The 20,704-nt window shown below is 73.0% G+C and carries 18 protein-coding genes; 10 read left to right on the forward strand and 8 right to left on the reverse strand.

Features of this window, described 5'->3' with window-relative positions; genetic code table 11:
- Nucleotides 1-5: 5 nt before the first annotated feature.
- A complete protein-coding gene (locus tag ABZT14_RS19765; protein ID WP_356304391.1) occupies nt 6-905 on the reverse strand; it encodes a MaoC family dehydratase in 900 nt (299 codons plus the stop codon).
- A 757-nt stretch (nt 906-1,662) separates the two neighbouring features.
- Between ABZT14_RS19765 and ABZT14_RS19770 the strand changes: the two genes are divergently transcribed.
- On the forward strand, nt 1,663-2,691 hold the full coding sequence (locus ABZT14_RS19770) for a CDP-alcohol phosphatidyltransferase family protein (protein WP_356304394.1): 1,029 nt from the start codon (nt 1,663-1,665) through the stop codon (nt 2,689-2,691).
- Between the two features lie 111 nt (nt 2,692-2,802).
- Here the strand turns inward: ABZT14_RS19770 and ABZT14_RS19775 are convergent, their stop codons facing one another.
- Nucleotides 2,803-3,708 carry an endo alpha-1,4 polygalactosaminidase gene (locus ABZT14_RS19775; RefSeq protein ID WP_356304396.1) on the reverse strand — a complete coding sequence of 302 codons (906 nt, stop codon included), beginning with the start codon at nt 3,706-3,708 and terminating at the stop codon, nt 2,803-2,805.
- Between the two features lie 169 nt (nt 3,709-3,877).
- Here ABZT14_RS19775 and ABZT14_RS19780 point away from each other — a divergent pair, with 169 nt between their 5' ends.
- The 4 genes from ABZT14_RS19780 to ABZT14_RS19795 all read left to right on the forward strand — a co-directional run bounded on the left by ABZT14_RS19780 (nt 3,878) and on the right by ABZT14_RS19795 (nt 7,691).
- Complete coding sequence (locus tag ABZT14_RS19780; RefSeq protein ID WP_356304399.1) at nt 3,878-4,405, forward strand: GNAT family N-acetyltransferase; 528 nt, start codon at nt 3,878-3,880, stop codon at nt 4,403-4,405.
- A gap of 161 nt (nt 4,406-4,566) precedes the next feature.
- Nucleotides 4,567-5,490, forward strand: a complete 924-nt coding sequence (locus tag ABZT14_RS19785; RefSeq protein WP_356304402.1) for an AEC family transporter — start codon at nt 4,567-4,569, stop codon at nt 5,488-5,490.
- Between the two features lie 53 nt (nt 5,491-5,543).
- On the forward strand, nt 5,544-6,275 hold the full coding sequence (locus tag ABZT14_RS19790; protein ID WP_356304405.1) for a VOC family protein: 732 nt from the start codon (nt 5,544-5,546) through the stop codon (nt 6,273-6,275).
- A gap of 369 nt (nt 6,276-6,644) precedes the next feature.
- A complete protein-coding gene (locus tag ABZT14_RS19795; protein WP_356304408.1) occupies nt 6,645-7,691 on the forward strand; it encodes a hypothetical protein in 1,047 nt (348 codons plus the stop codon).
- A gap of 110 nt (nt 7,692-7,801) precedes the next feature.
- On the opposite strand, the gene ABZT14_RS19800 is transcribed toward ABZT14_RS19795, so the two are convergent.
- The gene (locus tag ABZT14_RS19800; RefSeq protein ID WP_356304411.1) at nt 7,802-8,413 is read right to left on the reverse strand and encodes a hypothetical protein; all 612 of its coding nucleotides are present in this window, start codon (nt 8,411-8,413) and stop codon (nt 7,802-7,804) included.
- Nucleotides 8,414-8,738: 325 nt separating this feature from the next.
- On the opposite strand from ABZT14_RS19800, the gene ABZT14_RS19805 reads away from it, so the two are divergent.
- Both ABZT14_RS19805 and ABZT14_RS19810 read left to right on the forward strand, forming a co-directional pair.
- Nucleotides 8,739-9,449 (forward strand): response regulator transcription factor, encoded by a 711-nt coding sequence (locus ABZT14_RS19805; protein WP_356304413.1) that lies wholly within the window; start codon nt 8,739-8,741, stop codon nt 9,447-9,449.
- A 110-nt stretch (nt 9,450-9,559) separates the two neighbouring features.
- Nucleotides 9,560-9,958 carry a pyridoxamine 5'-phosphate oxidase family protein gene (locus ABZT14_RS19810; RefSeq protein WP_356304415.1) on the forward strand — a complete coding sequence of 133 codons (399 nt, stop codon included), beginning with the start codon at nt 9,560-9,562 and terminating at the stop codon, nt 9,956-9,958.
- Nucleotides 9,959-9,973: 15 nt separating this feature from the next.
- Here the strand turns inward: ABZT14_RS19810 and ABZT14_RS19815 are convergent, their stop codons facing one another.
- Nucleotides 9,974-11,698: a GAF domain-containing sensor histidine kinase gene (locus tag ABZT14_RS19815; protein WP_356304418.1), complete on the reverse strand. Its 1,725-nt coding sequence runs from the start codon at nt 11,696-11,698 to the stop codon at nt 9,974-9,976.
- Between the two features lie 230 nt (nt 11,699-11,928).
- Between ABZT14_RS19815 and ppk2 the strand changes: the two genes are divergently transcribed.
- Nucleotides 11,929-12,711 (forward strand): polyphosphate kinase 2, encoded by a 783-nt coding sequence (ppk2, locus tag ABZT14_RS19820; protein WP_356304727.1) that lies wholly within the window; start codon nt 11,929-11,931, stop codon nt 12,709-12,711.
- Between the two features lie 126 nt (nt 12,712-12,837).
- On the opposite strand, the gene ABZT14_RS19825 is transcribed toward ppk2, so the two are convergent.
- Nucleotides 12,838-14,358 (reverse strand): FG-GAP and VCBS repeat-containing protein, encoded by a 1,521-nt coding sequence (locus ABZT14_RS19825; protein WP_356304421.1) that lies wholly within the window; start codon nt 14,356-14,358, stop codon nt 12,838-12,840.
- A gap of 820 nt (nt 14,359-15,178) precedes the next feature.
- Here ABZT14_RS19825 and ABZT14_RS19830 point away from each other — a divergent pair.
- A complete protein-coding gene (locus ABZT14_RS19830) occupies nt 15,179-16,051 on the forward strand; it encodes a universal stress protein (protein ID WP_356304424.1) in 873 nt (290 codons plus the stop codon).
- A 93-nt stretch (nt 16,052-16,144) separates the two neighbouring features.
- Here ABZT14_RS19830 and ABZT14_RS19835 read toward each other — a convergent pair whose 3' ends face one another.
- Together ABZT14_RS19835 and ABZT14_RS19840 are read right to left on the reverse strand one after the other, a co-directional pair.
- Entirely contained in the window at nt 16,145-16,894 is a 750-nt protein-coding gene (locus tag ABZT14_RS19835; protein WP_356304427.1) for a class I SAM-dependent methyltransferase, read from the reverse strand.
- A 396-nt stretch (nt 16,895-17,290) separates the two neighbouring features.
- Nucleotides 17,291-17,689: a helix-turn-helix domain-containing protein gene (locus ABZT14_RS19840; RefSeq protein ID WP_356304430.1), complete on the reverse strand. Its 399-nt coding sequence runs from the start codon at nt 17,687-17,689 to the stop codon at nt 17,291-17,293.
- A gap of 142 nt (nt 17,690-17,831) precedes the next feature.
- On the opposite strand from ABZT14_RS19840, the gene ABZT14_RS19845 reads away from it, so the two are divergent.
- Entirely contained in the window at nt 17,832-19,388 is a 1,557-nt protein-coding gene (locus ABZT14_RS19845) for an MFS transporter (protein WP_356304433.1), read from the forward strand.
- 46 nt (nt 19,389-19,434) lie between these two features.
- Here ABZT14_RS19845 and ABZT14_RS19850 read toward each other — a convergent pair whose 3' ends face one another.
- Entirely contained in the window at nt 19,435-20,436 is a 1,002-nt protein-coding gene (locus ABZT14_RS19850) for a YdcF family protein (RefSeq protein WP_356304436.1), read from the reverse strand.
- Nucleotides 20,437-20,704: the final 268 nt, after the last annotated feature.

Consider the following 20,704-nt stretch of genomic DNA (forward strand, 5'->3'; position numbering starts at 1 on the left):
AGCCGTCACACCAGCCGGGCTGGGCGTGAGGGGTCGTCGTCGACACGTGCGGACGCCCATCCGAGGGCGCTACGGGTTCCGTCGGCCTTGTCGATCCAGACCTCCAGCTCCAGCCGGTCACCGTCGACGCCGGCCACGGCGCCGCTGGCGGTCAGCTGGTCGCCGACGAACACCGGGGAGACGAACCGCAGGTCCAGTTCGCCGGAGGTGAAGAAGCTCTTGCCGAACAGGTCGACCAGGTGGGAGACGAGAAAGCCGGTCTGCTGCTGGGCCTGCACGATGGTGCGGTCCAGCCCTGAGGCGGCGGCCTTCTCGACGTGGGTGTGGACGTTGGCGTAGCCGCGCCCGGCCCAGGAGAAGACGGACATCTGGTCCTGGGTGAAGGCGGTGGTACGGGTGGTGAGGGCGGAACGCGCCGGGGCGTCCAGTCGGGCCCGTTCGAGCACCGGCAGGTCGGGGTCCACGGTGCCGAGCACCGTGCGCTTCCGCTCCGTCGGCGCGGCCCGCCCCTTGCCGACGATCTCGCCGGCGACGGTGCGCATGATCTCCCGGCCCACGTGCCGCACCAGCAGTCGCCCGTCGGCGCCCCGGGCCTCGGCCTCCAGCACCACGTAGCCCTGACCGCGCCGCTCGTACTTGTCCGTGTAGCCGCCGGAGACTGTCACCCGCTCACCGACGGCGACGGGGGAGTGGAAGGTCAGGTGCTCGTGGGTGTGCAGGCCCTGCGCGGTGTTGCCGTCGTAGTTCTCGTAGAACAGGAACAGCAGGTCGTTGGCGAGGACCAGGGGGTGGCCGACCGGGCCGCCGAACGGCGAGTCCTGGAAGTACCAGGACCCGAAGTCGTCCTCGCAGTAGGCGTGGTCGAGGACCTTGCGCCGGTCCACGGTCACCTCGACCGGGCCCATGGGCTCAGGCACCTCGACGAGTTCGAAGCGTGCTTCCTTCAGGTGTGAGGTCGGGGACTTCACTGTCACCTCCGGTCGTCCAGCGGAGATAGTTGTCTAGATGACTAGTCGGCACGCTAAGAGGGGGAGGTCAGCGCTGTCAACAGTCCCGCAATCCTTTGCTCACGCGACCTTCATCCAGACGCCCCTTCCAGGTGATCTGGCGGAAACTTCTGGCGACTGCGAACACTCGGTACGGCCATGGGCCCGGGTTCGCCGGGGCGTGGTGCCGCTCGGTGGGGAGCCGTCCACCCCGCCGCCCAGGGGGGGAGGCGTCCGGCCGGCGACCTGAGGGGGCGTCAACTGGACCGTGCCGAGGGCCTGTTGGGGGTCACGCGCGAGGGCGGCCCGGGGTCGCTCGGGCACTGCCGGCGGGCGCTACCGGAGTCGGCGGGCCGGGCCACCGGGGGCGGGGGTGCTGGGCGGGCCGTCGGCCCGGGCGGTGCCCTGTCCGGTGGGTGCCGCCCGGGGGTGGGCCGGTATCCGCCCTCGGGCGCCGCGCCTGTTCGTCCGCTCGCCCGCCGGCAGGACCCGGCCCGAGGGTGGGTAATTTCCTGGGCCAACCATCCGGCGAGGGGCGGCTGTTACGAATTCGGGACAACTCTCGGACCTGCCAAACTCGCAGGTCGGCAAAAGGTTGTACAGGGAGAATCTTGTTTCTTGAATGAACGGCTTCTTAGCGTGCGGTGAATCCAACCAAAACGCTGGGAAGTTGAGAATGCTCAGAGAGAGACTGCCGCTCGCCGAAGTGCGCCGCATCACCGAGAAGAAGCGTGACGCGTGGTGGACGGTGCTGCTGGTCGATCCCGTCGCCACCCCCCTGGTGCGCCAGCTCGCGATGCGGACCAGGATCACCCCCAACCAGATCACCTGGGGCGCCTTCCTGCTGGGCCTGGTCTCGGCCGGTTTCTTCCTGCTGGGCGACTGGCAGTGGCTGATCGTCGGTGCGCTCGTGTACCACCTGAGCTTCCTCCTCGACTGCATGGACGGGAAGGTCGCCCGACTCACCCACCAGGGCTCGGTGTTCGGCGCCTGGCTGGACTTCGTCTTCGACCGGATACGGGTGATGGCCTGCGCGGTCGCCCTGGCGGCGGGGCAGTACGGCCGGACCGGGGAGACCCGCTACATATGGCTGGCGGTGGGCGTCGTCTTCCTGGACGGCCTCCGCTACATCAACTCCCTGGAGATCTTCAAGACCAGGCACACCATGCGCAAGCAGATCAAGGCGCGCATCCGGGAGGCCCGCCGCGCGGAGGACGCCGCCTCCCTGGCCTTCATGGAGGACCTGCTCCGGGACAACCCCGAGGCGGACGTCGAGCAGGACCTGGCCGGCGCGCGTACCGCCGCCGAGGGGCGGACCCCGGACGTGGCCGACAGCGCCCCGGCCGAGGGCGGGGCGTCCCAACCCCCTTCGCAGGCCCGGGTGGTGGACCTCCAGCAGGAGTTCCGGCGCCGTTTCCCGCTGTACCTGCGGATGCGGTCCTTCCTGCTGCGGCACCGTGTCCGCCCCCACCTCATCAGCGGCATCGAGTTCCAGATGGGCGTGTTCATCGTCGGGCCGCTCTTCGACGCCGTACTGCCGGTCGCCGCGGTCTCCGGCGCCCTGCTGCTGGTCTTCGAGCTGGCCATCATCTACAAGCTGCTGCTGTCCACCAGGGACTTCGCCCGCACCCTGGACTCCTTCGACCGCCCCGTAGCGGAGCCCGCACCGGAGGCCTCTCCGGTGGCCACCGCCTGCCCGAGGTGACCTGAGCCCGGGGTCCCGGCTCCCAGGCCCTCCGGGGCTCGGGGGCGCGGACCCCGCGTACGGCACCCGACCCGGCCCCGACGGTGCGGCCCCCGACCGGGGCTCGGGTGGTCACCGGTCCCGGCAGGTCTGGCGCAGGTGGCCGGACTCGCCGGCCGGGGCGACGTCCAGGTCACGCCGTACCACGCTGACGCGGTCGCCCCAGTCCCGGCAGGCGACGCGCAGCCCCCGCCGGTCGTACTCCACCACCAGCAGACGGCGGCCGAACCAGCGGGTGAACGCCCCGCACTCGTGGTGGCGCCCACACTCCTCCACCACGGCGAAGTCGAGGCCCACCCGCTCGCGGTCCGGGGCGAGTTCGGCGGTGTTCTTCTGTGCCACGGCCAGCCCCCTGCGGTGGGCGTGCCGGGCGAGGAGGGTGAGGAAAGACCGGGCGTGCCGGGCGGTCAGCGTCCCCTTGGGGGCCCGGGTGTAGCTGTCGTAGTTGTCCGGTTCGACGGCGTCGAAGCCCTTGTCCGCGCACCGGTCGATCCAGGCGTTGACCTTCCGGGCCGCCCGGTCGCGCCGGTCGGCGGTCCGCAGGTCCAGCAGGGCCTCGTCCCAGTCGGTGTCGTAGACCCGTCGACCCTTCCCGTCGCGCAGCAGCAGGTCGGCGTCCCAGTCCCGTTCCGCGTGGGGCTGGGCCTGGAAGGCGTTGACGTAGCAGACGTTGTACAGCCCTCGCGCGGGGGAGGCGGTGTGGTCCCGCACCACCACCCGCACCCCCTTCGGCGGGGGGTAGGCGCCGCCCAGCTGGTAGTCGAAGGGGGCGCCCACCGGGGGCGGTGCCACCGGCTGCCGTGTCCCGCCGTCCCCGCTGCCGGGGTCCCGCGAGGGTTCGGAGGCGCACCCCGCGACCAGTACCAGGGCGGCGGCGCACAGGGCGAGGGCCCTGGTGGGGCGACCGGGCGGAATCCGGTACGGGCGCATGTCGGCGTACTCCCGGGGGCGGTGGGCGGGGTGTCTCGCACCGATCATGTCCGAACCGGCCCCGGAGCGGGGAGCCGGTGTCGGAGGGTGGACGTGGCGGAGCGACACTGGGGTCCCGGCCGGTCGGCCCACCGGGGGGCCGGGCGTGCACGGGCCCGAGCCATCCGGTCGTTCGGGGCCGGGGACGGGACGGCGACGGCGTGGCCACGGAGGCGGTGTGACCCTCTCTCGGATCGAACCGATCGAGCCGATCGAGACCGGTCGGCTGTCCCTGCTGCCGCTGGCCGTCGAGCACGCCGAGGAGATGGCCGAGGTCCTCTCCGACCCCGCGCTGCACCACTTCACCGGCGGCGAGCCCCTCGGCCCGCGACCCCTGCGTACACGGTACGAGCGGCTGGTGGCCGGCTCCCCGGACCCGGCCGTGACCTGGTGGAACTGGGTGATCCACCTCCGGTGCGAGGGGCGCCGCGTGGGCACCGCGCAGGCGACGGTCACCACCGGAGAGGACCCGCACACCGAGGTCGCCTGGGTGGTCGGCACGCCCTGGCAGGGGCGGGGGATCGCGACGGAGGCGGCGCGGGGGCTGGTCGACTGGCTGGCGTGCCGGGGCCTGGGTCCGGTCCGGGCCCACATCGCGCCCGGACACCACGCCTCGGCCCGGGTGGCCTCGGCCGTGGGACTGGCGCCCACCCGTCACCGCCAGGACGGCGAGGTCAGGTGGGAGGGGCGGCCGGACGCCCGCTGACCCGGTACGGGGTCGGGGCCGGGGTGTCCCGTACCGGCTCGGCCCGGGTGACACGCGCCCCTGACCTGGGGCACCCCGGGGCCCCGGAGACGGCGAGGGCCTGACACCATCGCTCTGGCGCCGTCGGGGCGCCGAGTCGAGTGATCCACGGGGGACAGGGTGTGAACGGCGTCCTGACCGGCTTCAGCACCATCGGGTCGATCATCGCCCTCGGTATCCTGCTGGCCCACTTCCGGGTTCTCGGGGTGGACGCCCAACAGCTGCTGTCCAAGCTGGCGTTCTACGTGGCCAGCCCCGCCCTGTTGGTGACGGTGCTCAGCGACACCGACGTCTCCGTGGTGTTCTCCACCGGCCTGATCGCCACGGTGGGCGGGGTGCTGGTGGTCGCCGCCGTACAGGTGGCGGTGGCGCGGCTGGTGTGGCGACGTACCACCGCCGAGACGGTGGTCGCGGCCTTCTCCGCCTCCTACGTCAACGCGGCCAACCTCGGACTGCCCATCGCCGGCTATGTGTTGGGCGACGCCTCGCTGGTGGCCCCGATGCTGCTGACCCAGCTGCTGTTGCTCCAGCCGGTCGGGCTCGCGGTGCTGGACGTCACCACCCGGGAGGGGCCCAGCGGTTGGGGCCGGCGGATCCTGGTGCCCCTGACCAACCCCCTGTTGCTGGGACCGGTGTTGGGCCTGGCCCTGGCGCTGGGGAACGTACGGCTGCCCACCCCGGTGGCCGATCCGCTGGAGCTGGTGGGCGGGATGGCCATCCCGGGCATGTTGCTGGCGTTCGGGATATCGCTCCGGCTGGGGCCGCTGCCCGGGCGGGGCGAGTCGGTGACCCAGGTCGGGCTGACGGTCCTGCTGAAGATGGTGGTCCAGCCCCTGGTGGCGTTCCTGCTGGCCCGCTACGCCCTGGGGCTCAGCCCGCACGGGGTCCTGGCGGCCACGGTGATCGCCGCCCTGCCCACCGCGCAGAACGTGTTCGTCACCGCCAACCGCTACGGCACGGCGGTGGTGCTGGCGCGGGACGCGATCTTCGTGTCCACGATCCTGTCCGTTCCGGTGCTCATCGGGATCGCCGCGCTGCTGAGCTGAACCGCCCCTCGGGCGGCGGGAGGTACGGGGGAAGTAAGGGTACCCTTACTCGCGTGACGACCTTCGCTGACGAGTCCCCGGCCTTCGACCACCTGCTGCACTGGGTGCCCGACGTACCCGCCGCCGTCGAGGCCTACCGGGCGGTCGACCTCCCCGCCCACGCCCACGACGCCCTCTCCGGCTTCCAGAACGGGGGATGGCGCCTGGACGAACGCTACGTCGAGATCCTCACCGTCACCGACGAGGAGGAACTGCGCTCCTCCCGCTACGCCGAGGGGCTGGCCCTGCTCCGCCCGGCCATCGACGCCCTGGGCGGGTCGGGCGGCGCGATCACCTTCTCGGTCAACGTCCGCGACGTGCGCGCCACCGCCGAACGCCTGCGGGAACAGGGGCACCGGGTCGAGGAGTTCGCCGTCACCCTGGAGGAGCACGGCGTCTCCTTCGTGGAGGCCTTCGTGCTGGACGGCCCGGCCTGGGCGCCCTTCTTCATCACCTACGACCCGCCCCGGGAGCGGCTGTTGGCCGACATCCCACCGGGCAGCTTCTCCCGTGGCCCCCACGACCTGGCGGGCCTGGTGGTGGAGACCCCCGACCCCGAGGGCGCCGCCGGATACCTGGCCGCACTGCTGGGGTGCGAGCGTGACGGCTGGCGGGTGCCGCTCCCCGGGGCGGAGGTCACCTTCGAGCGGGGTGACCGCGAGGGCATCGTGGCGCTCACCCTCCGGGAGGGGCCGCCGCGTCCGCCCGCCGAGGTCGAGGGGCTGACCCTGCGCTTCGAGGGCTGAGCCCCGGCCGGCTGGTCCGCGAGGGGGCCGGGTGTCCCCAGCGTCCACCGGAGGGGCCGGGCCGCCGGACGGAGCCCACGGCACCCGGTCGTACGGTCCTGACGCCCTGGGACGCGGGCCCCGGTCCGTGGAGGGCCGTCGCTCCGGGACCGTACGCCGAGGCCCGTCGGAGGAAGGGCCCCCAACTCCGGGGCGGCCGTCGGGGGTTGTGCGGGCGAGGGGGTAGCGGGTATCGCGAACACCGTTGGTGCGTCGGCCGCTCCGCGCTAGCCTCGCCTCTGCGCCAACGGGCTCCGCCGATGTCGGGTGTGGCTCGGGCGGTTCGTACTCCCGCACAGCCCCACACACCGCGGACCAAGGAGCGACCTCATGCCCCTCCCCAGACGCACCGCCTACCGCCTCGCCGGCGCCGCGGTGCTGGCGACCGCCCTCACCGGCTCACTGGTCGCCCACGCCGCCCCCGACCGGGACTCCGGTGACCGGACCGAGGCGCGGACCACGGCGGACCGCACCCTGCGCGTCTACAACAACAACATCGAGAACCTGGTACGGAACAACTCGGACGGCTCGTGCACCCGCGTCTCCGGCCCGGACCACCTGAAGTCCCTGCTGGTGGACGACCAGGGGAAGACCGGGACCTCCGGGGTCGAGGCACCCGACCTGCTGATCGTCCAGCAGATCCGTGGTCGCGGCCAGGCCGACGCCTACGCCGACCAGCTGTCGGCCAAGTTCGGTCTGCCCAAGGGCACGTACAAGGCCGTACTGGCCAACGAGGACCCGGCGGAGTGGGGCGGCAGCCACCACTGCTCCGACCAGTCCCTGGGCAACCTGAAGAAGAAGCAGACCAACGGCATCCTCTACAACACCCAGCGGCTGGGGCTCGCCTCCGGCGACGTGTCGAAGTACTGGAGCGCGGGCTGGCTCAAGCCCGGCACCTCGTACAACGGCGGCAAGGGCTGCACGCTCTACAAGCCGCCGAACAACGACGACGGCGCCGCCAACAAGCACAAGTGGCGCCGCACCAGCGCCATCGCGGCCCGGTTCACCATCAAGGACACCGACACCTCGGTGTTCGCCGCGACCATGCACCTGCCCCAGGAGAACGCCAAGAACGCCTGCGGGGGCGACGGCGACAAGGGGATCGGTGGCAGCGGCATCCACATCGGGGCGGACGCGACCAAGCTGATGAAGGCCTCCACCCTCCGCGTGGTGGGCATCGACGCCAACCGGACCGGTATCGCCGCCGACACCCTGGCGGACCAGGGGATGACCGGGTACGGCTCCAAGGCGACCAACGGTTCCCGCAAGATCGACTACCTGTTCCTCGGAGGAAAGGTGGCCTCCTCCCCGGTGGACCACACCGTGGGCGGCACCAAGTCCAACCACCTGGGGCTGTACGGCTTCCTCGACTTCTGAGACCCCGCGCCGGGTACCGACCCCACACCGGACCGTGCGTAACCGTCCCGGACAGGGGTGTGGGCCCTCCACCAGGGGTGTGGAGGGCCCACCGGTCCGTGGGAGCCGGCTCAGACCAGCCAGCGGTTCCGCCGTACCACCGGCAGCCGCTCCCACATGTGGCCCAGGCCCCAGGTACGTCCCGCGAAGGCGAGCGCGAGGACGATCAGCGCCACCGCGTAGACCACGTGGTAGTCCAGCAGCGGGTTGGTGGACATGCTGGGGCTGCCGTCCGACAGGTGGCGGGCCGGCGGCCACTCGGCGGCCCACATCAGCGCCATCATCAGCGTGCCCGCCACGGCGGCGAGCCGCAGCCCGATGCCGGCCAGCAGCGCCACCCCGACGGCCAGCAGGCCCGCCATGAACAGCCAGTCGGCCCAGGTGGCCCCCGCCCAGGAGCGGAAGGTCGACTGGAAGGGGCCGACCGTCACGTGGGACAGGAACCCCTCGGTCGGGGAACCGCCCTCCACCCAGCCCTTGCCACCCGGGGTGGAGTAGCCCCAGCCGAACGCCTTGTCGGCGAAGGCCCACAGGAAGATGCCGCCCATCAGCAGGCGCAGGGCGGCCAGGCTCCGCGCGGCGACCCCCGTTCGTTCGACCGACACGGCGTCGCCGCTCACCTCGCCGTGCTGGCGCTGCCGCGGGCCGGTGGTCCGCGTGGGCCGGTGCTGTTGAACGTCCATGACTCCTCATTCCCTTCGAGGGCGGGTCGCGAGCTGCTCGCGCCCTCTCACTCTCGGCCCACCAGCGGGGTCGGCGCTGGTGGCGAGTGGCCCGACCCGGTGGGCCGAACGTCCCTGTTTCCAGGGCCCGTTGGGGAGGGCGCCCACCGGCCGATGGACCGCTGTGGCGGGCCCGGCCCGCCGTCGGGGGCGGCTGACGTGCGCCGGGAGGACGGCGGGCGCGGTGGGCCGGTCGGGGCGATAGGGCCGTTCGGCCCTGGCCGGTGGCCGGGCGGTCGGAGATGATGCGGGGGTTGGCCGGACCACGGGCGAAGAGGGAGTACGGATGCGCAACACGGCCGAGGAGGGCCCCTCCGGTGCGGTGCGGGTGTTCCTCCTCGACGATCACGAGGTGGTACGCCGTGGCGTACGGGACCTGCTCGACGTGGAGGACGGCCTGGAGGTGGTGGGCGAGGCGTCCACCGCCGAACAGGCCCTGGCACGGGTCCCGGCACTGCGCCCGGACGTGGCGGTGCTGGACGTACGGCTGCCCGACGGCGACGGGGTCAGCGTCTGCCGCGAACTGCGCTCCCGCGTACCGGGGCTGTTCTGCCTGATGCTGACCTCCTTCGACGACGAGGAGGCGCTGCTCGACGCGATCATGGCCGGCGCCTCCGGCTACGTCCTCAAGCAGATCAGCGGCACCGACCTGGTCAACGCGGTACGTACGGTCGCCACCGGCCAGTCCCTGCTGGACCCGGCCACCACCGCCCGGCTGATGCGGCGGCTGCGCAGCGACGGCGAGGAGGAGCGGCAGCCCGACCAGCTGGCCCAACTCACCGAACGGGAACGGGAGATCCTCGGCCTCATCGGCGAGGGGCTGACCAACCGCGAGATCGGACTGCGGCTGTTCCTGGCCGAGAAGACCGTGAAGAACCACATCTCCCGGATGCTCACCAAGCTGGGCGTGACCCGTCGGGTCCAGGCGGCGGTCATCGCCAGCCAGACGCTGGGGGAGCGGGGGCCCGAGGAGCACGGCCCGGGGCCCCGCCACTGAGGCGATCCGTGCCCGACCGCCCCGCCCGGGGAACCACAGGGGCCGGTCGGGCCGGGGACAGGGCCGTTCGGCCCTGACGCCGACGGCCCCCGCCGGCCCACCATGGGGCGATGGACACGCACCCCCACCGGGAACTCGACCGGGACCAGTCACTGGCCCTGCTCGCCGGTATGCACACCGGACGGGTCATCTACACCGCGCAGGCCCTGCCCGCGGTGCTGCCCGTACGGTTCCGGGTGGCCCCGGACGGTGACCTGTTGCTGGAGGGGTACGCCCCGGCCTCCCTGCTGGTCGCCGCCGACGGCGGGCTGCTGGCCTTCGAGACCGGCGAGATCGCCGACCTGGACGGACGGGGGTGGAGCGTGACCGTACTGGGCCGGGCCAGCCTGTCCTACGACAGCCGGCGCCCGGTACCCGCCGAGGGCGGTGCCGGACGGGTGGTGATCCGCCTGTGCCCGGAACTGGTCACCGGGCACCGACTGGGAACGCCGGCCGTCGGACCGGGGTGAACGCGCGCGGCACGCTCAGGTCGACTCCTCCGGCCCCTCGGACAGCGGCGCCCGCCACACCAGTTCGGTACCCCCCTCGTCCCCTGCCCGCACGGTGAGCTGGCCCCCGGCCCGCTCCGCCCGGGTGGCCAGGTTCAGCAGCCCGCTGCGCCGGCCCCCCTCGGGGATGCCCACCCCGTTGTCGGCCACCCTCAGCAGCACCTCGCCGCCGGCGGCCCGAACCGTCACCTCGACCTGGGAGGCCCGCGCGTGCCGGGCCGCGTTGCTCAGGGCCTCGCCCAGCACGGCCAGCACCTGCTCGGCGAGGGGCTCCGGCACGTCGGTGTCCAGCAGCCCCTCCATCACCAGCCGGGGGGCGAACCCGAGGGGGCTGTGGGAGCGTCCGACGGCCTGTGAGATCCGGGCCCGCAGACCGGGGCCGGTGTCCTCGCGTACCCGGAGGCCGAAGATGGTGGAACGGATGATCTTGATGGTCTCGTCCAGGTCGCCCACCGCCCGGCCGACCCGTTCGGCCGCGCCCTCGTGGTCGATCATGCGGACCGCGCTCTGTAGCGTCATCCCGGTGGCGAACAGGCGCTGGATCGCCAGGTCGTGCAGGTCGCGGGCGATCCGGTCCCGGTCCTCCAACAGGGCCAACTGCTCGGCGCTGCTGCGGCGTTCGGCCAGTTCCAGGCCCAGGGCGGCCTGCCCGGCGAAGCCGAGGAGCTGCCCGATCTCCTCGTCGGTGAACGGGGCGGCGCCGGTCGGCCGTGCCAGCAGCAGCACCGCCCGGCTCTGCTCCGCGTCCTGGCCCAGGGGGACGGCCACCGCCGGGCCCAGCCCGGCCACCCGGCGCGGCCCGGCCGCGTAGCGGCGGTCCGAGGCGAGGTCATCGCTGGTACGGGGTTGGCCGGCGGTCAGCGAGGCCCCGGACAGGGTGCCGGTCACGGGGATGTCCAGCCCCAGCCGGGCGGAGGCGTCCTCGCCCAACGCCACCTCCACGCACAGCCGTTGCTCGTTCCGAGGCACCGAGAGGTCGGCCAGGCAGGAGCCGGACAGTTCCAGGGCCCGTTCGGCGATCAGGGTCAGCACCTCCTCCCGACGGGTGCCGGACAGCAGGCTGCGGGTGATCTCGCCGGAGGCGTCCAGCCAGCCCTGCTGGCGCCTGGCCTCGTCGTACAGACGGGCGTTGTCGATGGCCACGCCGGCCGCCACGGCCAGGGTGGACAGCACCGTCTCGTCCTCGGAGTCGAACTCCCCACCGTCCCTCTTGTCGCAGAGGTACAGGTTGCCGAACACCTCGTCCCGCACCCGGATCGGCACCCCCAGGAAGCCCCGCATCGGCGGGTGGTGGGGCGGGAAGCCGTACGAGGAGGGGTGCTGGGTCAGGTCGGGGAGGCGCAACGGCTGCGGGTGGTGGATGAGTTCCCCCAGGATGCCCTTGCCGGTCGGGTAGGGGCCCAGGGCGGTGATCTCCTCCTCGGACAGCCCCACCGGCAGGAAGTGGGACAGCCGTTTCCCGTCCGGGCCGATCACCCCCAGCGCCGCGTACCGGGCCTCCACCAGGGTGGCCGCCGCCTCCACGATCCGCTGGAGCACCTGGGTCAGCTCCAGGCCCCGCCCCACCGACAGCACCGACTCCAGCAGGGCGTGCACCCGGTCCCGGGTGCCCCGGACCTCGGTGATGCGCAGCTGGAGTTCGTCCAGCAACTCGTCCAGACGGAGCCGAGGTGACCGCCGTTCGGCGTCGTCCACACTCATGGCTGGGCACCTCTCGTCGCCAGGTCCGACCTGGTGAGCCACCCTACGTCGACCACTGAGGCGGCGTCGGCCCCACGTCCCGGCGAGTGGACCGCCGCCGGTGGCCGTACCGTGTGACCCGAGGGAGCCCGGCGGGTACGGGAGCCCCACTCGACCGGAAACGGGAGGTGACGGCCACGGTGACCACGGACGACAGCGCCCGGACCGAGGCGCGGGCCGCGCGCGAGCGGATGCCCAAGAAGGCGTACCGGCGCGAACTGATGCGGCTCCAGCGGGAGTTGGTGACCCTCCAGGACTGGGTGCGGGCCGAGGGGCAGCGGCTGGTCGTGGTGTTCGAGGGGCGGGACGCGGCGGGCAAGGGCGGCACCATCAAGAGGGTCACCGAGCACCTCAACCCCCGGGTGGCGCGGATCGTCGCGCTCCCGGTGCCCACCGAGCGGCAGCGGGGCGAGTGGTACTTCCAGCGCTATGTGAGCCAGTTGCCCAGCGCCGGCGAGATCGTGCTGTTCGACCGCTCCTGGTACAACCGCGCCGGGGTCGAGCACGTGATGGGCTTCTGCACCCCCGACGAGCACTCCCGTTTCCTACGCCAGTGCCCGCGCTTCGAGCGGTTGTTGGTGGAGGACGGCATCCTGCTGCGCAAGTACTGGTTCTCGGTGAGCGACACTGTCCAGGAGGAACGGTTCCGGTCGCGCCTGGAGGACCCCACCCGGCGCTGGAAGCTGTCCGCCATGGACCTGGAGTCGATCACCCGCTGGGAGGCCTACTCCCGCGCCAAGGACGAGATGTTCGCCCACACCGACATCCCCGAGGCCCCGTGGTACGTGGTGGAGAGCGACGACAAGCGCAGCGCGCGCGTCAACATGATCTCCCATCTGCTGTCCACCGTCCCCTACCACCAGGTGCCCCAGCCCACCCTGGAACTCCCGCCCCGTCCCGCCTCCACCGGCTACCAGCGCCCGCCGAAGGACCCCCACCGGTACGTCCCCGACGTGGCCGCCGAACTCGGCTAGCCGGCACCGACCACCCACGCCGGCACCCCTTGCTCGCCCCGTCGGGGGCACCGGCACCGGGAGGGAGAACCCCGAGGTCGCCGCCGGGCCGTGGCACCCGGCTGGGCGTCGCCACGGGGCGATCGCTCACCAGTCGGTGAACCTGTCCCGCTGCGCGTGGGGGGTGGCCTGGAGGGCGTTCACCCCGGTTCCACTGGTGCCCTGGAGCCCCCGGCCAAAGGCCGCCGGCCGTCTCGACGAGCCCAGATCGGCCCCAAGGCGCACCCCCCGGGAGACCTGGAGCCCGGACCTCCCGCCGGGGAAAGCCCAGACCGCGCCCTGGTCGTGGTCCTCCCCGGGGGCGCTGTCGGCCAGGTCGGCCCTGCCGTCGCCGTTGAAGTCCAGCAGCCGCACACTGCCTCCGAAGAAGTCGCCGGCCTCCGGGGTGTCGGCGATACCCGGACTGGTCTGGTCGAACGCCTGGGCCCCCTTGCCGGTGAGGCCCCGCCCCGACCCGTGGAGGAGCACCGTGGAGCCGGCCCGCTTCGCGCCCTGGACGGTCCCGCCTGGTGCCCCGACCGCCAGATCGTCCCGACCGTCGCCGTCGACGTCTCCCGCGGAGAGGGAGGCGCCGAACACGTCGTTCCTCTCCCTGGTGCCCGGAACGCCCGGGCTGTCCCGGGTGAACGTGGCGGTACGGTCGCTGAGCCCTCTCCGGTCGCCGTAGATGACACCGACCGTTCCGGGGTCGGCCTTCGGGCCTTCCTTCAACGGAGCGGAGTAGTCGCGGTAGGCGAGGTCGTCGTGCCCGTCGCCGTCGAAGTCACCGAGGGTCGCCGGTCCCGCCTTCGGGCCCTTCCACCGCACCCTGGTGAGCCCCTTCGGTCCCCCGCACAGGAGGGTGGCCCGGGCCCGGGACTCGTCCTGCCCCCGACTGACGAACAGGTCGTCGGCGCCGTCTCCGTTGATGTCGCCGGCGGCGAGGTCCCGGGTCTCCTCGTGGGTGTCGACGACCGACACTCTCTGCTTCCGGGTGGCCTCCCCGCCCCTGGAGATCGGCCCCACCAGCAGGGTGGAATCCCGGTCGAGGTTCATCCGGGTGAGGAACAGGTCCTGCTGGCCGTCGCCGTTGAAGTCGCCGGCCACCGAGTAGGTGGCGCCCCGCACGGAGGTCGCTCGCTTCTCGCTCAGCCCCTGTCCCCTGGCGCCCCACAGGATGTACAGGTCCCCCATGGCCATGGCCTCCTGCACGGCCAGGTCCGTCACCCCGTCACCGTCGAAGTCGCCGGCCATCAGGCGACTTCCCCACCGCATCCCCATGCCGGGTTGGATCCTCTCGGTGTCGACGACCTGGCGGGTGGAGGGATCGAGCCCCTTGGGCGAGCCGTAGACGACGGTGAGGCGCCGCTCGTCCTCCGGTGCCGCGATGGCCAGGTCGTTGTATCCGTCCTGGTTGAAGTCCTCCCGTTGCCGGCGTTTCACCGCCTGGTCCCCGGCGGGCTTCTTCCCGGAACCACCAGCCTGCTTGCAGCTGGCCCTCGTCGGGGCGGCGGGCAGGGGTTCCTCCCCGGAGTGCCCCGAGTCGATGGCCATGGTGGTGAGGGTGGCCGCGATGGCCACGGCGAAGGTCACCCCCACTGAGGAGATGACCTTGGCGCGGTTCCGCATACTTCCTCCGACGGCCGGGACTTCCTCGGACGGTGACGGGCCGAGGGCGCGGGGGGTTGCGCGACGTTCGACAACTCCGTAGGGGGAAGCGGGTACGCGCCCGGACCTGTCGGCGTACGCGCGGGGATTCGAGGCTCGCGAGGGGGCCACTCGCCGGCCACCCCGGACCGGGGCGGGCGGGGTGTGGCCGCCGGGGGACGACGGGGTGCCGTAGGCACCGCCGTGCCCGGCCCCGCGCATCCTCGAGGCACACCGACTCCCGCGTGCCCCCTGTCGAGCCCCTGTCTGGAAGCGGGATCGGGCCGCCCGGCCGCTCGCGTTCCCCCGGTGTTCCGCGTACGACCTCGGGGAGGGAAGGGCGCCCCTGGTGTCCTGTGGTCCTTGAGGTGCCGTCCGCCGGCCCCCTGGTGCCCCGGGCGTGGTCCACGGTGCCCCGGGCTACGGCCCCTCGCACCCGGCTGGCCTTCCCGTGCCGGAGGGCCACCGTGGTCGTACGCGCCTGTCGGGCGGCTCCTTCGGCGACCCGTACGACCTGGGCGGAGGGACGGGCGGTGGCTCCTGGGCGACTCGGGGTACGGCGCTCCGCACCGGGTCTGTGCCTCTCGCGAGCCCCGGAACCACCGTGGTCGTCCCCGCCCGTTGAGCGCCCGGCCCCGAGGGGCGTGAGGGGGGCGATGGGGGCGCGGGACCTTCGCGGGGACCCCCGGCCCGGGCGGTCGGGACCATCGGCCCCATGCGAGCACCGACCGGCGATGTGACCGTGGAGTTGTGGCACCCGCCCACACAGCCGCACACGACGGAAGGCTCAGCCATGCCTGGCATGATCACCGTAGGTCTCGACGGAACCGACCACTCCCTGGCAGCCGTGGACTGGGCGGCGAGGGAGGCTACGCGCCGGGGTGACACCCTGCGTCTGGTGCACGCCCGGATCTGGCGGCGCGCCGACAACGTGATGATCCTGGCCGACGAGGACGCCGAACGGCGCTGGGCCGAGGAGGTCCTCAGCGAGGGCGCCGCGAGGGTCGCCCGTTCCTACCCCGAACTCACCGTCTCCACCGAGGTGTTGGCCGACGACCCGGTACCCGGCCTGGTGGCCGAGGCGGAGGCGGCTGACCTGCTGGTCCTCGGCTCTCGTGGTTTCGGCACCCTGACCGGCTACCTCATCGGCTCCATCTCCACCCACGTACTGCGCCAGACCAACCGTCCGGTGGTGATGGTCCGGCCACCCCGGGCCGGCGACGCGGAGCGCCCCCAGGACGAGGTGGTCGTGGGCGTTCCCGAGGAGGAGGACACCGCGCGTGCGGTGCTGGAGTACGCCTTCGCCTCGGCGGCGGCGAGCGGCGCCTCGGTGCGCGCGGTACGGGCCTGGGGCACCCCGGTGGTTCTCGCCTGGGGCGTGGAGATGGCCCTCGCGGCGGACACCGCCCGGGGACTGGAGGCCACCAACCGGGACCTGCTGGCCACCGCCGTCAGGCCGTTCCTGGACAGGTACCCGGACGTGAAGGTGCTGGACCGGGTGGAACTCGGCTCCCCGGCCGAGGTGCTGCTCGAACAGTGCGAGCGGGCCAGCCTGGTCGTGGTGGGCCGGCACGCCAAGCTGGGCCCCAGCCCCCGCCGGATCGGCTCGGTCGCCCACGCGGTGCTCCACCACGCTCCCGCCCCGGTGGCCGTGATCCCGCCCCCGGCCAGCTGAGCCGCCCAGGAGGTCGGGCGCCAACCGCCCCTGTCGGCCGGGGAACGTGGGGTCCCCGGGCCGACGGCGGCGTGCCGTGGGGCAACCGTCCGATCAGGAGTCCGCGCACCGCCCGGACGGCTTCCGCCACACGGACACGTGGGAGGGGCTGGAGGCGGTGAACGGCTCCCGGTGCCAGTCCGCCCACCGCTCCGACGGGTCCAGGCCGGCAAGCCGGGCCATCAGGTCCAGCTCAGCGGGCCAGACGTACCGGTGCGGGGAGCGGAACGTGGAGGCCCGCCCGTCCGCGACCGTGTAGTGGTGGGAGACCAGTCGCTGGTCCACCGGGTCGTAGGTGTCGAAGCCGAGGTGTCGCTCACCGATGTGGAAGGGACGCGCGGTCTCGCCCGGTGGCAGGCGCCGTAGCTGGGGGACGAAGACCTCCACCACGAAGTGGCCGCCGGGGGCGAGGCGGTGTGCCGCGTTGAGGAAGCAGGCCACCTGCTCGTCCTGGGTGAGCAGGCAGGTGAGGCCGTTGTAGACGAGGTAGACCAGCGAGAAGACCCCCGGTACCCGGGTTGTCGCCATGTCGCCGACCGTCACGGGTACGTCGCCCCCTCCGGGCGTCGCGCGGAGCACCCGAGCCATCGGTGGGGACCCCTCGATCCCGCTCACCGGAACCCCGCGCGCGCTCAGGGGGAGGGCCACCCGGCCGGTGCCCACCGCGAACTCCAACGCGGGCCCACGCCCGGCCTGTTGGCGGAGGAACTCGACCGTGGGCTCCAGGACCTCGGGGGCGTACAGACGCGCGGACGCCCGGTCGTAGTCCCGGGCCACCCGCTCGTCCCACACGTCCGTCGTCATGGTGGGCAGCGTGTCAGCACGGTGAGGAGCGCGACCACCGGATTTCCGCGAGGTGAGGGCGGACCCACCCCGGAGTCTCCCCCCGGACGGTGAGCGCAGGTAGCGGGCCACGAGGTGCGTACGTCGTCCCGGCGACCGGTGTACGGCTCCACGGGGTCGGCTGGCTTCGCGGACCTCGCCGTCCACCGGGGTGTGCCGTTCGGTTCTCGGGAGACGAGTGAACGCGGTCCCTTCTGGTGGATCGCGGCGAGAAGGAGCCCGACGCGGCGCATCGGCGACTGCGACCCTCAGCGGCCCCCCTCAGCGACCGCCAGTGACCGCCAGCGACAACGAGGTGCGGTGCGGCGCGCTTGGTGACACCGCACGCGAGCCTCGCGGTGATCCCAACGCCCCACCCTAGGCGTCGGGTTCGGTGTCCCGCTGGTCGTAGGCGGACCTGGCCTCGGCGATGGCCGTACGGTGGCGCTCGGCCCAGGCGGTCAGGCCGGTGAGGGACTCGTACAGCTCGACGGCCATGGGGGTCGCCCGGTACTCCACCCTGGGCGGCACGGTGGCGTAGACGGTGCGGGTGAGCAGGCCGTCCCGTTCCAGGTTGCGCAGGGTCAGGGTGAGCATCCGACGGCTGATGTCGGGCATCGCCCGCTCCAGTTCGGTGAAGCGGGCCGGGCCCCGGCTGGTGTGCAGCAGCACCCCGATCGCCCACTTCCCGCTGATGCGGTGGAGCACCTCCAGCACGGTGCACGCCGCGTGTTCCCCGCTGACCTCGTGGGTTACCCCGCTGTTCCCCTGGGACATGAAAGTGCCTCCTTACGGCGAACTTGAGGGTCACACATGATGGGGGCAGTAACAAGTCGTGCCCCATGGGGCGGCCCTCTTCGCCGCGCCCTCAACCGGGGCCACACCCGTCACCCACCCCGGCTCCCAGGAGGAGCGCTCCATGACCGCGCCCACGAACCCACCCACGCACACCCGGTCGGACCCCGCGCCGGACCCCACACCCGTCAGGCCGGGCCCGGAGGCTCGTACCCCGACCTCCCTCCGCAGGCCCTGGCTGGCCCTCGCGGTGCTCTGCGCCGGCAACCTCATGATCATCCTCGACGGTTCCATCGTCACCGTCGCCCTCCCCGCCATCCAACGGGACCTGGGCTTCGGGCCGTCCGGGCTGGCCTGGGTGGTCAACTCCTACCTGATCGCCTTCGGTGGCCTGCTCCTGCTCTCCGGCCGGCTCGGGGACCTGCTGGGCGGACGCCGGGTCTTCGTCGCCGGCCTGGTGGTGTTCACCCTCGCCTCGCTGGCCTGCGGGCTGGCCTGGACCCCGGCCGCCCTGGTGGCCTTCCGCTTCCTCCAGGGGGTGGGTGGTGCCCTGGCCTCGGCGGTGGCCCTCGGCATGATCGTCACCCTGTTCCAGGGGGCCGCCGCACGGGCCCGGGCCCTGGCGGCGTACGCCTTCGTCGCGGCGGCCGGCTCCTCGCTGGGCCTCATCCTCGGCGGGGTCCTCACCCAGGGCCTCGGTTGGCGCTGGGTGTTCCTGGTCAACGTCCCCATCGGTGTCCTCACCCTCGTCCTGACCGTCCGGGCGGTACCGGTGGTGACCGGCCTGGGGCTCCGCGCGGGCGCCGACCTGGTGGGCGCGACGCTGGTGACCGGTGGGCTGATGCTGCTGGTCTACGCGATCCTCCGGGCCGAGGGCCACTACGGGACCCGTACCTGGGTACTGCTGCTCGGCTCGCTGGCGCTGCTGGCCGCCTTCGTGGTCCGACAGCGGAGCGCGGCCCGGCCGTTGCTGCCGTTGCGGGTGCTGCGTTCCCGGAACGTCTCCGGCGCCAACGCCGTGATGGTGCTGCTGGTCGCCGGCCTGTTCGGCTTCCAGTTCTGCACCGCCCTGTACCTCCAGAACGTGTTGGGGTACGGCGCCCTGGGCACCGGCCTGGCGTTCCTTCCCGCCCCGGTCACCATCGCCGTGGTCTCACTCGGCCTGTCGGCACGACTCAACCGGCGCTACGGGGCCCGGACCGTGCTGCTCGTCGGACTCGCCCTGGTCGCGGGCGCCCTGGCGCTGCTGGCGAGGGTGCCCGGTGACGGGCGGTACGTGGTGGACCTCGCACCGGCGTTCGTCCTGCTGGGCCTCGGCTTCGGCGCCGCGATGCCGGCCCTGATGGGGCGGGCGATGTCAGTGGCCTCGGCGGCCTCGGAGACTTCGGCGACCACGGCCGACCACGCGGGCGTCGCCTCCGGGCTGGTCAACACCACCCAGCAGGTCGGCGCCGCGCTGGGTACGGCCGTCCTGGCCACGGTGGCCGCGTCCCGTACCGCGACCCTGTTGGCCGAACACCACAGCCGGGCCGACGCGTTGACCGGCGGCTTCCGGCTGGCCTACCTGTGCAGCGCCGCCTTCGTGACGGTCGGGCTCGCCCTCGCCACCCTGTTGCCGCGCGAACCGGCTCCAGCCCGGTCCGGGACGCCCTCGGCCGGTGCCGCACCGGCGCGGCGCTGATCCGGTAACGCGACGCGCACGTACGGGGGTTGGACGTACCGGGGCCTCAGGGGGCGATCAGGCCGACGGCGGCGATGAGCCCGCAGGCGAGGAGGTTGACCATCCGGTACTCCCAGATCACGGCCACGAACTCGCGCAGGGTGGCGGCCAGCCAGAAGTACCGGGCGGTGGGGCAGCCCACCACCTGGCCGTTGACGCCCGCCCGACGGGCGCTGATCGCCGCCCGGAACACGTGGAAGTTGTTGGTCACCACCACACAGCGGTGTTCCGGTTTCTCCTCCGCCATGATCCGCTGGCTGAACGCCATGTTCTCGGCCGTGTTGCGGGACCGGTCCTCCAGCCGTACGTCCCGCTCCGGCACGCCCTCGGCGCGCAGCCACTCGGCCATCGCCCGTGCCTCCGCGCGCCGTTCGTCCGAGCCCTGCCCGCCCGAGGGCAGCAACACCGGGGGAGCGGCGCCCCGTTCGACCTGTGCCCGGTAGATCCGCCGGCCCTTCTCCAGACGGGAGGCCAGCAGTGGGGGCACCGAGCCGTCGGGGGCGAGCCCGGCGCCGAGCACCACCACGTAGTCCACGTCCCCGGATACGCCGGCCCGGCCGTACAGGAAGGCGTACCCGAGGAAGCACAGCAGGACGAAGGCGAAGTACAGCCCCCACAGGACCAGCACCAGGGTGAGTACGGTCAGCCCCCGCGAGTCGTCCTCGCGCACGGTGAACAGCACCAGCCCGTTCACCAGCAGGATCGCCACCGCCAGGGCGGCGCTGAGCAGGCTGGTGGGCGTCGTTCCCTCCTTGCGCACCATGGTGCGGCTGTTGGCCAGGAGCAGCCCCGCGAGGAGCACCGAGCCCAGTACCGCCGCCAGCAGTGTCGGCGTACTGGTCAGGGAGGCGTGGTCGCCGGGGAGCCGGCCGGTCCGCGACAGCACCGCCAGGGCGAGGCTGACGAGGGCCAGGCCGAGGAGTACCGCGTTGCTCAGGCGCCGGCGATCCTCCCGGACGTTGAACAGGAGGAGCAGCGCGAACAGCGCGGCGGCGGCGAGGGCGAACATGGGGTCCTGTCGGGAGGGGGCGCAGCGTACCGAGGGGGAGCTGGCGCCCGTGGAGTGCGGTGTGGCGGGCCGGGGCGGAGGCGTGTCCGTCGGGCGGTCCCGCCGTCGAACCCCACCACACCCGTCGGCTCGGCGCCAAGCTTCCGTGAGGCCTCCACCACGTGGCGCCCGGGTGGGCCGGTGGTCGCCGTGCGGCACCGGGTCGGTGGGGGCCGCCCCGTACCGACCTCGCCGGGACCGTGCGGGCGGACCAGCTGGCGCGAACCGT

It is taken from the genome of Streptomyces sp. NPDC005438 (assembly GCF_040606315.1).
In the GTDB taxonomy this organism is placed as follows: Bacteria; Actinomycetota; Actinomycetes; order Streptomycetales; family Streptomycetaceae; genus Streptomyces.

What these genes read in the sequence shown, in the direction of transcription:
- ABZT14_RS19825 (WP_356304421.1), bottom strand. Translation starts at nt 14,358, where the DNA reads ATGCGGAACCGCGCCAAGGTCATCTCCTCAGTGGGGGTGACCTTCGCC.
- ABZT14_RS19765 (WP_356304391.1), bottom strand. Translation starts at nt 905, where the DNA reads ATGGGCCCGGTCGAGGTGACCGTGGACCGGCGCAAGGTCCTCGACCAC.
- ABZT14_RS19815 (WP_356304418.1), bottom strand. Translation starts at nt 11,698, where the DNA reads ATGAGTGTGGACGACGCCGAACGGCGGTCACCTCGGCTCCGTCTGGAC.
- ppk2 (WP_356304727.1), top strand. Translation starts at nt 11,929, where the DNA reads ATGCCCAAGAAGGCGTACCGGCGCGAACTGATGCGGCTCCAGCGGGAG.
- ABZT14_RS19810 (WP_356304415.1), top strand. Translation starts at nt 9,560, where the DNA reads ATGGACACGCACCCCCACCGGGAACTCGACCGGGACCAGTCACTGGCC.
- ABZT14_RS19795 (WP_356304408.1), top strand. Translation starts at nt 6,645, where the DNA reads ATGCCCCTCCCCAGACGCACCGCCTACCGCCTCGCCGGCGCCGCGGTG.
- ABZT14_RS19805 (WP_356304413.1), top strand. Translation starts at nt 8,739, where the DNA reads ATGCGCAACACGGCCGAGGAGGGCCCCTCCGGTGCGGTGCGGGTGTTC.
- ABZT14_RS19800 (WP_356304411.1), bottom strand. Translation starts at nt 8,413, where the DNA reads ATGGACGTTCAACAGCACCGGCCCACGCGGACCACCGGCCCGCGGCAG.
- ABZT14_RS19835 (WP_356304427.1), bottom strand. Translation starts at nt 16,894, where the DNA reads ATGACGACGGACGTGTGGGACGAGCGGGTGGCCCGGGACTACGACCGG.
- ABZT14_RS19840 (WP_356304430.1), bottom strand. Translation starts at nt 17,689, where the DNA reads ATGTCCCAGGGGAACAGCGGGGTAACCCACGAGGTCAGCGGGGAACAC.
- ABZT14_RS19845 (WP_356304433.1), top strand. Translation starts at nt 17,832, where the DNA reads ATGACCGCGCCCACGAACCCACCCACGCACACCCGGTCGGACCCCGCG.
- ABZT14_RS19775 (WP_356304396.1), bottom strand. Translation starts at nt 3,708, where the DNA reads ATGATCGGTGCGAGACACCCCGCCCACCGCCCCCGGGAGTACGCCGAC.
- ABZT14_RS19770 (WP_356304394.1), top strand. Translation starts at nt 1,663, where the DNA reads ATGCTCAGAGAGAGACTGCCGCTCGCCGAAGTGCGCCGCATCACCGAG.
- ABZT14_RS19830 (WP_356304424.1), top strand. Translation starts at nt 15,179, where the DNA reads ATGATCACCGTAGGTCTCGACGGAACCGACCACTCCCTGGCAGCCGTG.
- ABZT14_RS19850 (WP_356304436.1), bottom strand. Translation starts at nt 20,436, where the DNA reads ATGTTCGCCCTCGCCGCCGCCGCGCTGTTCGCGCTGCTCCTCCTGTTC.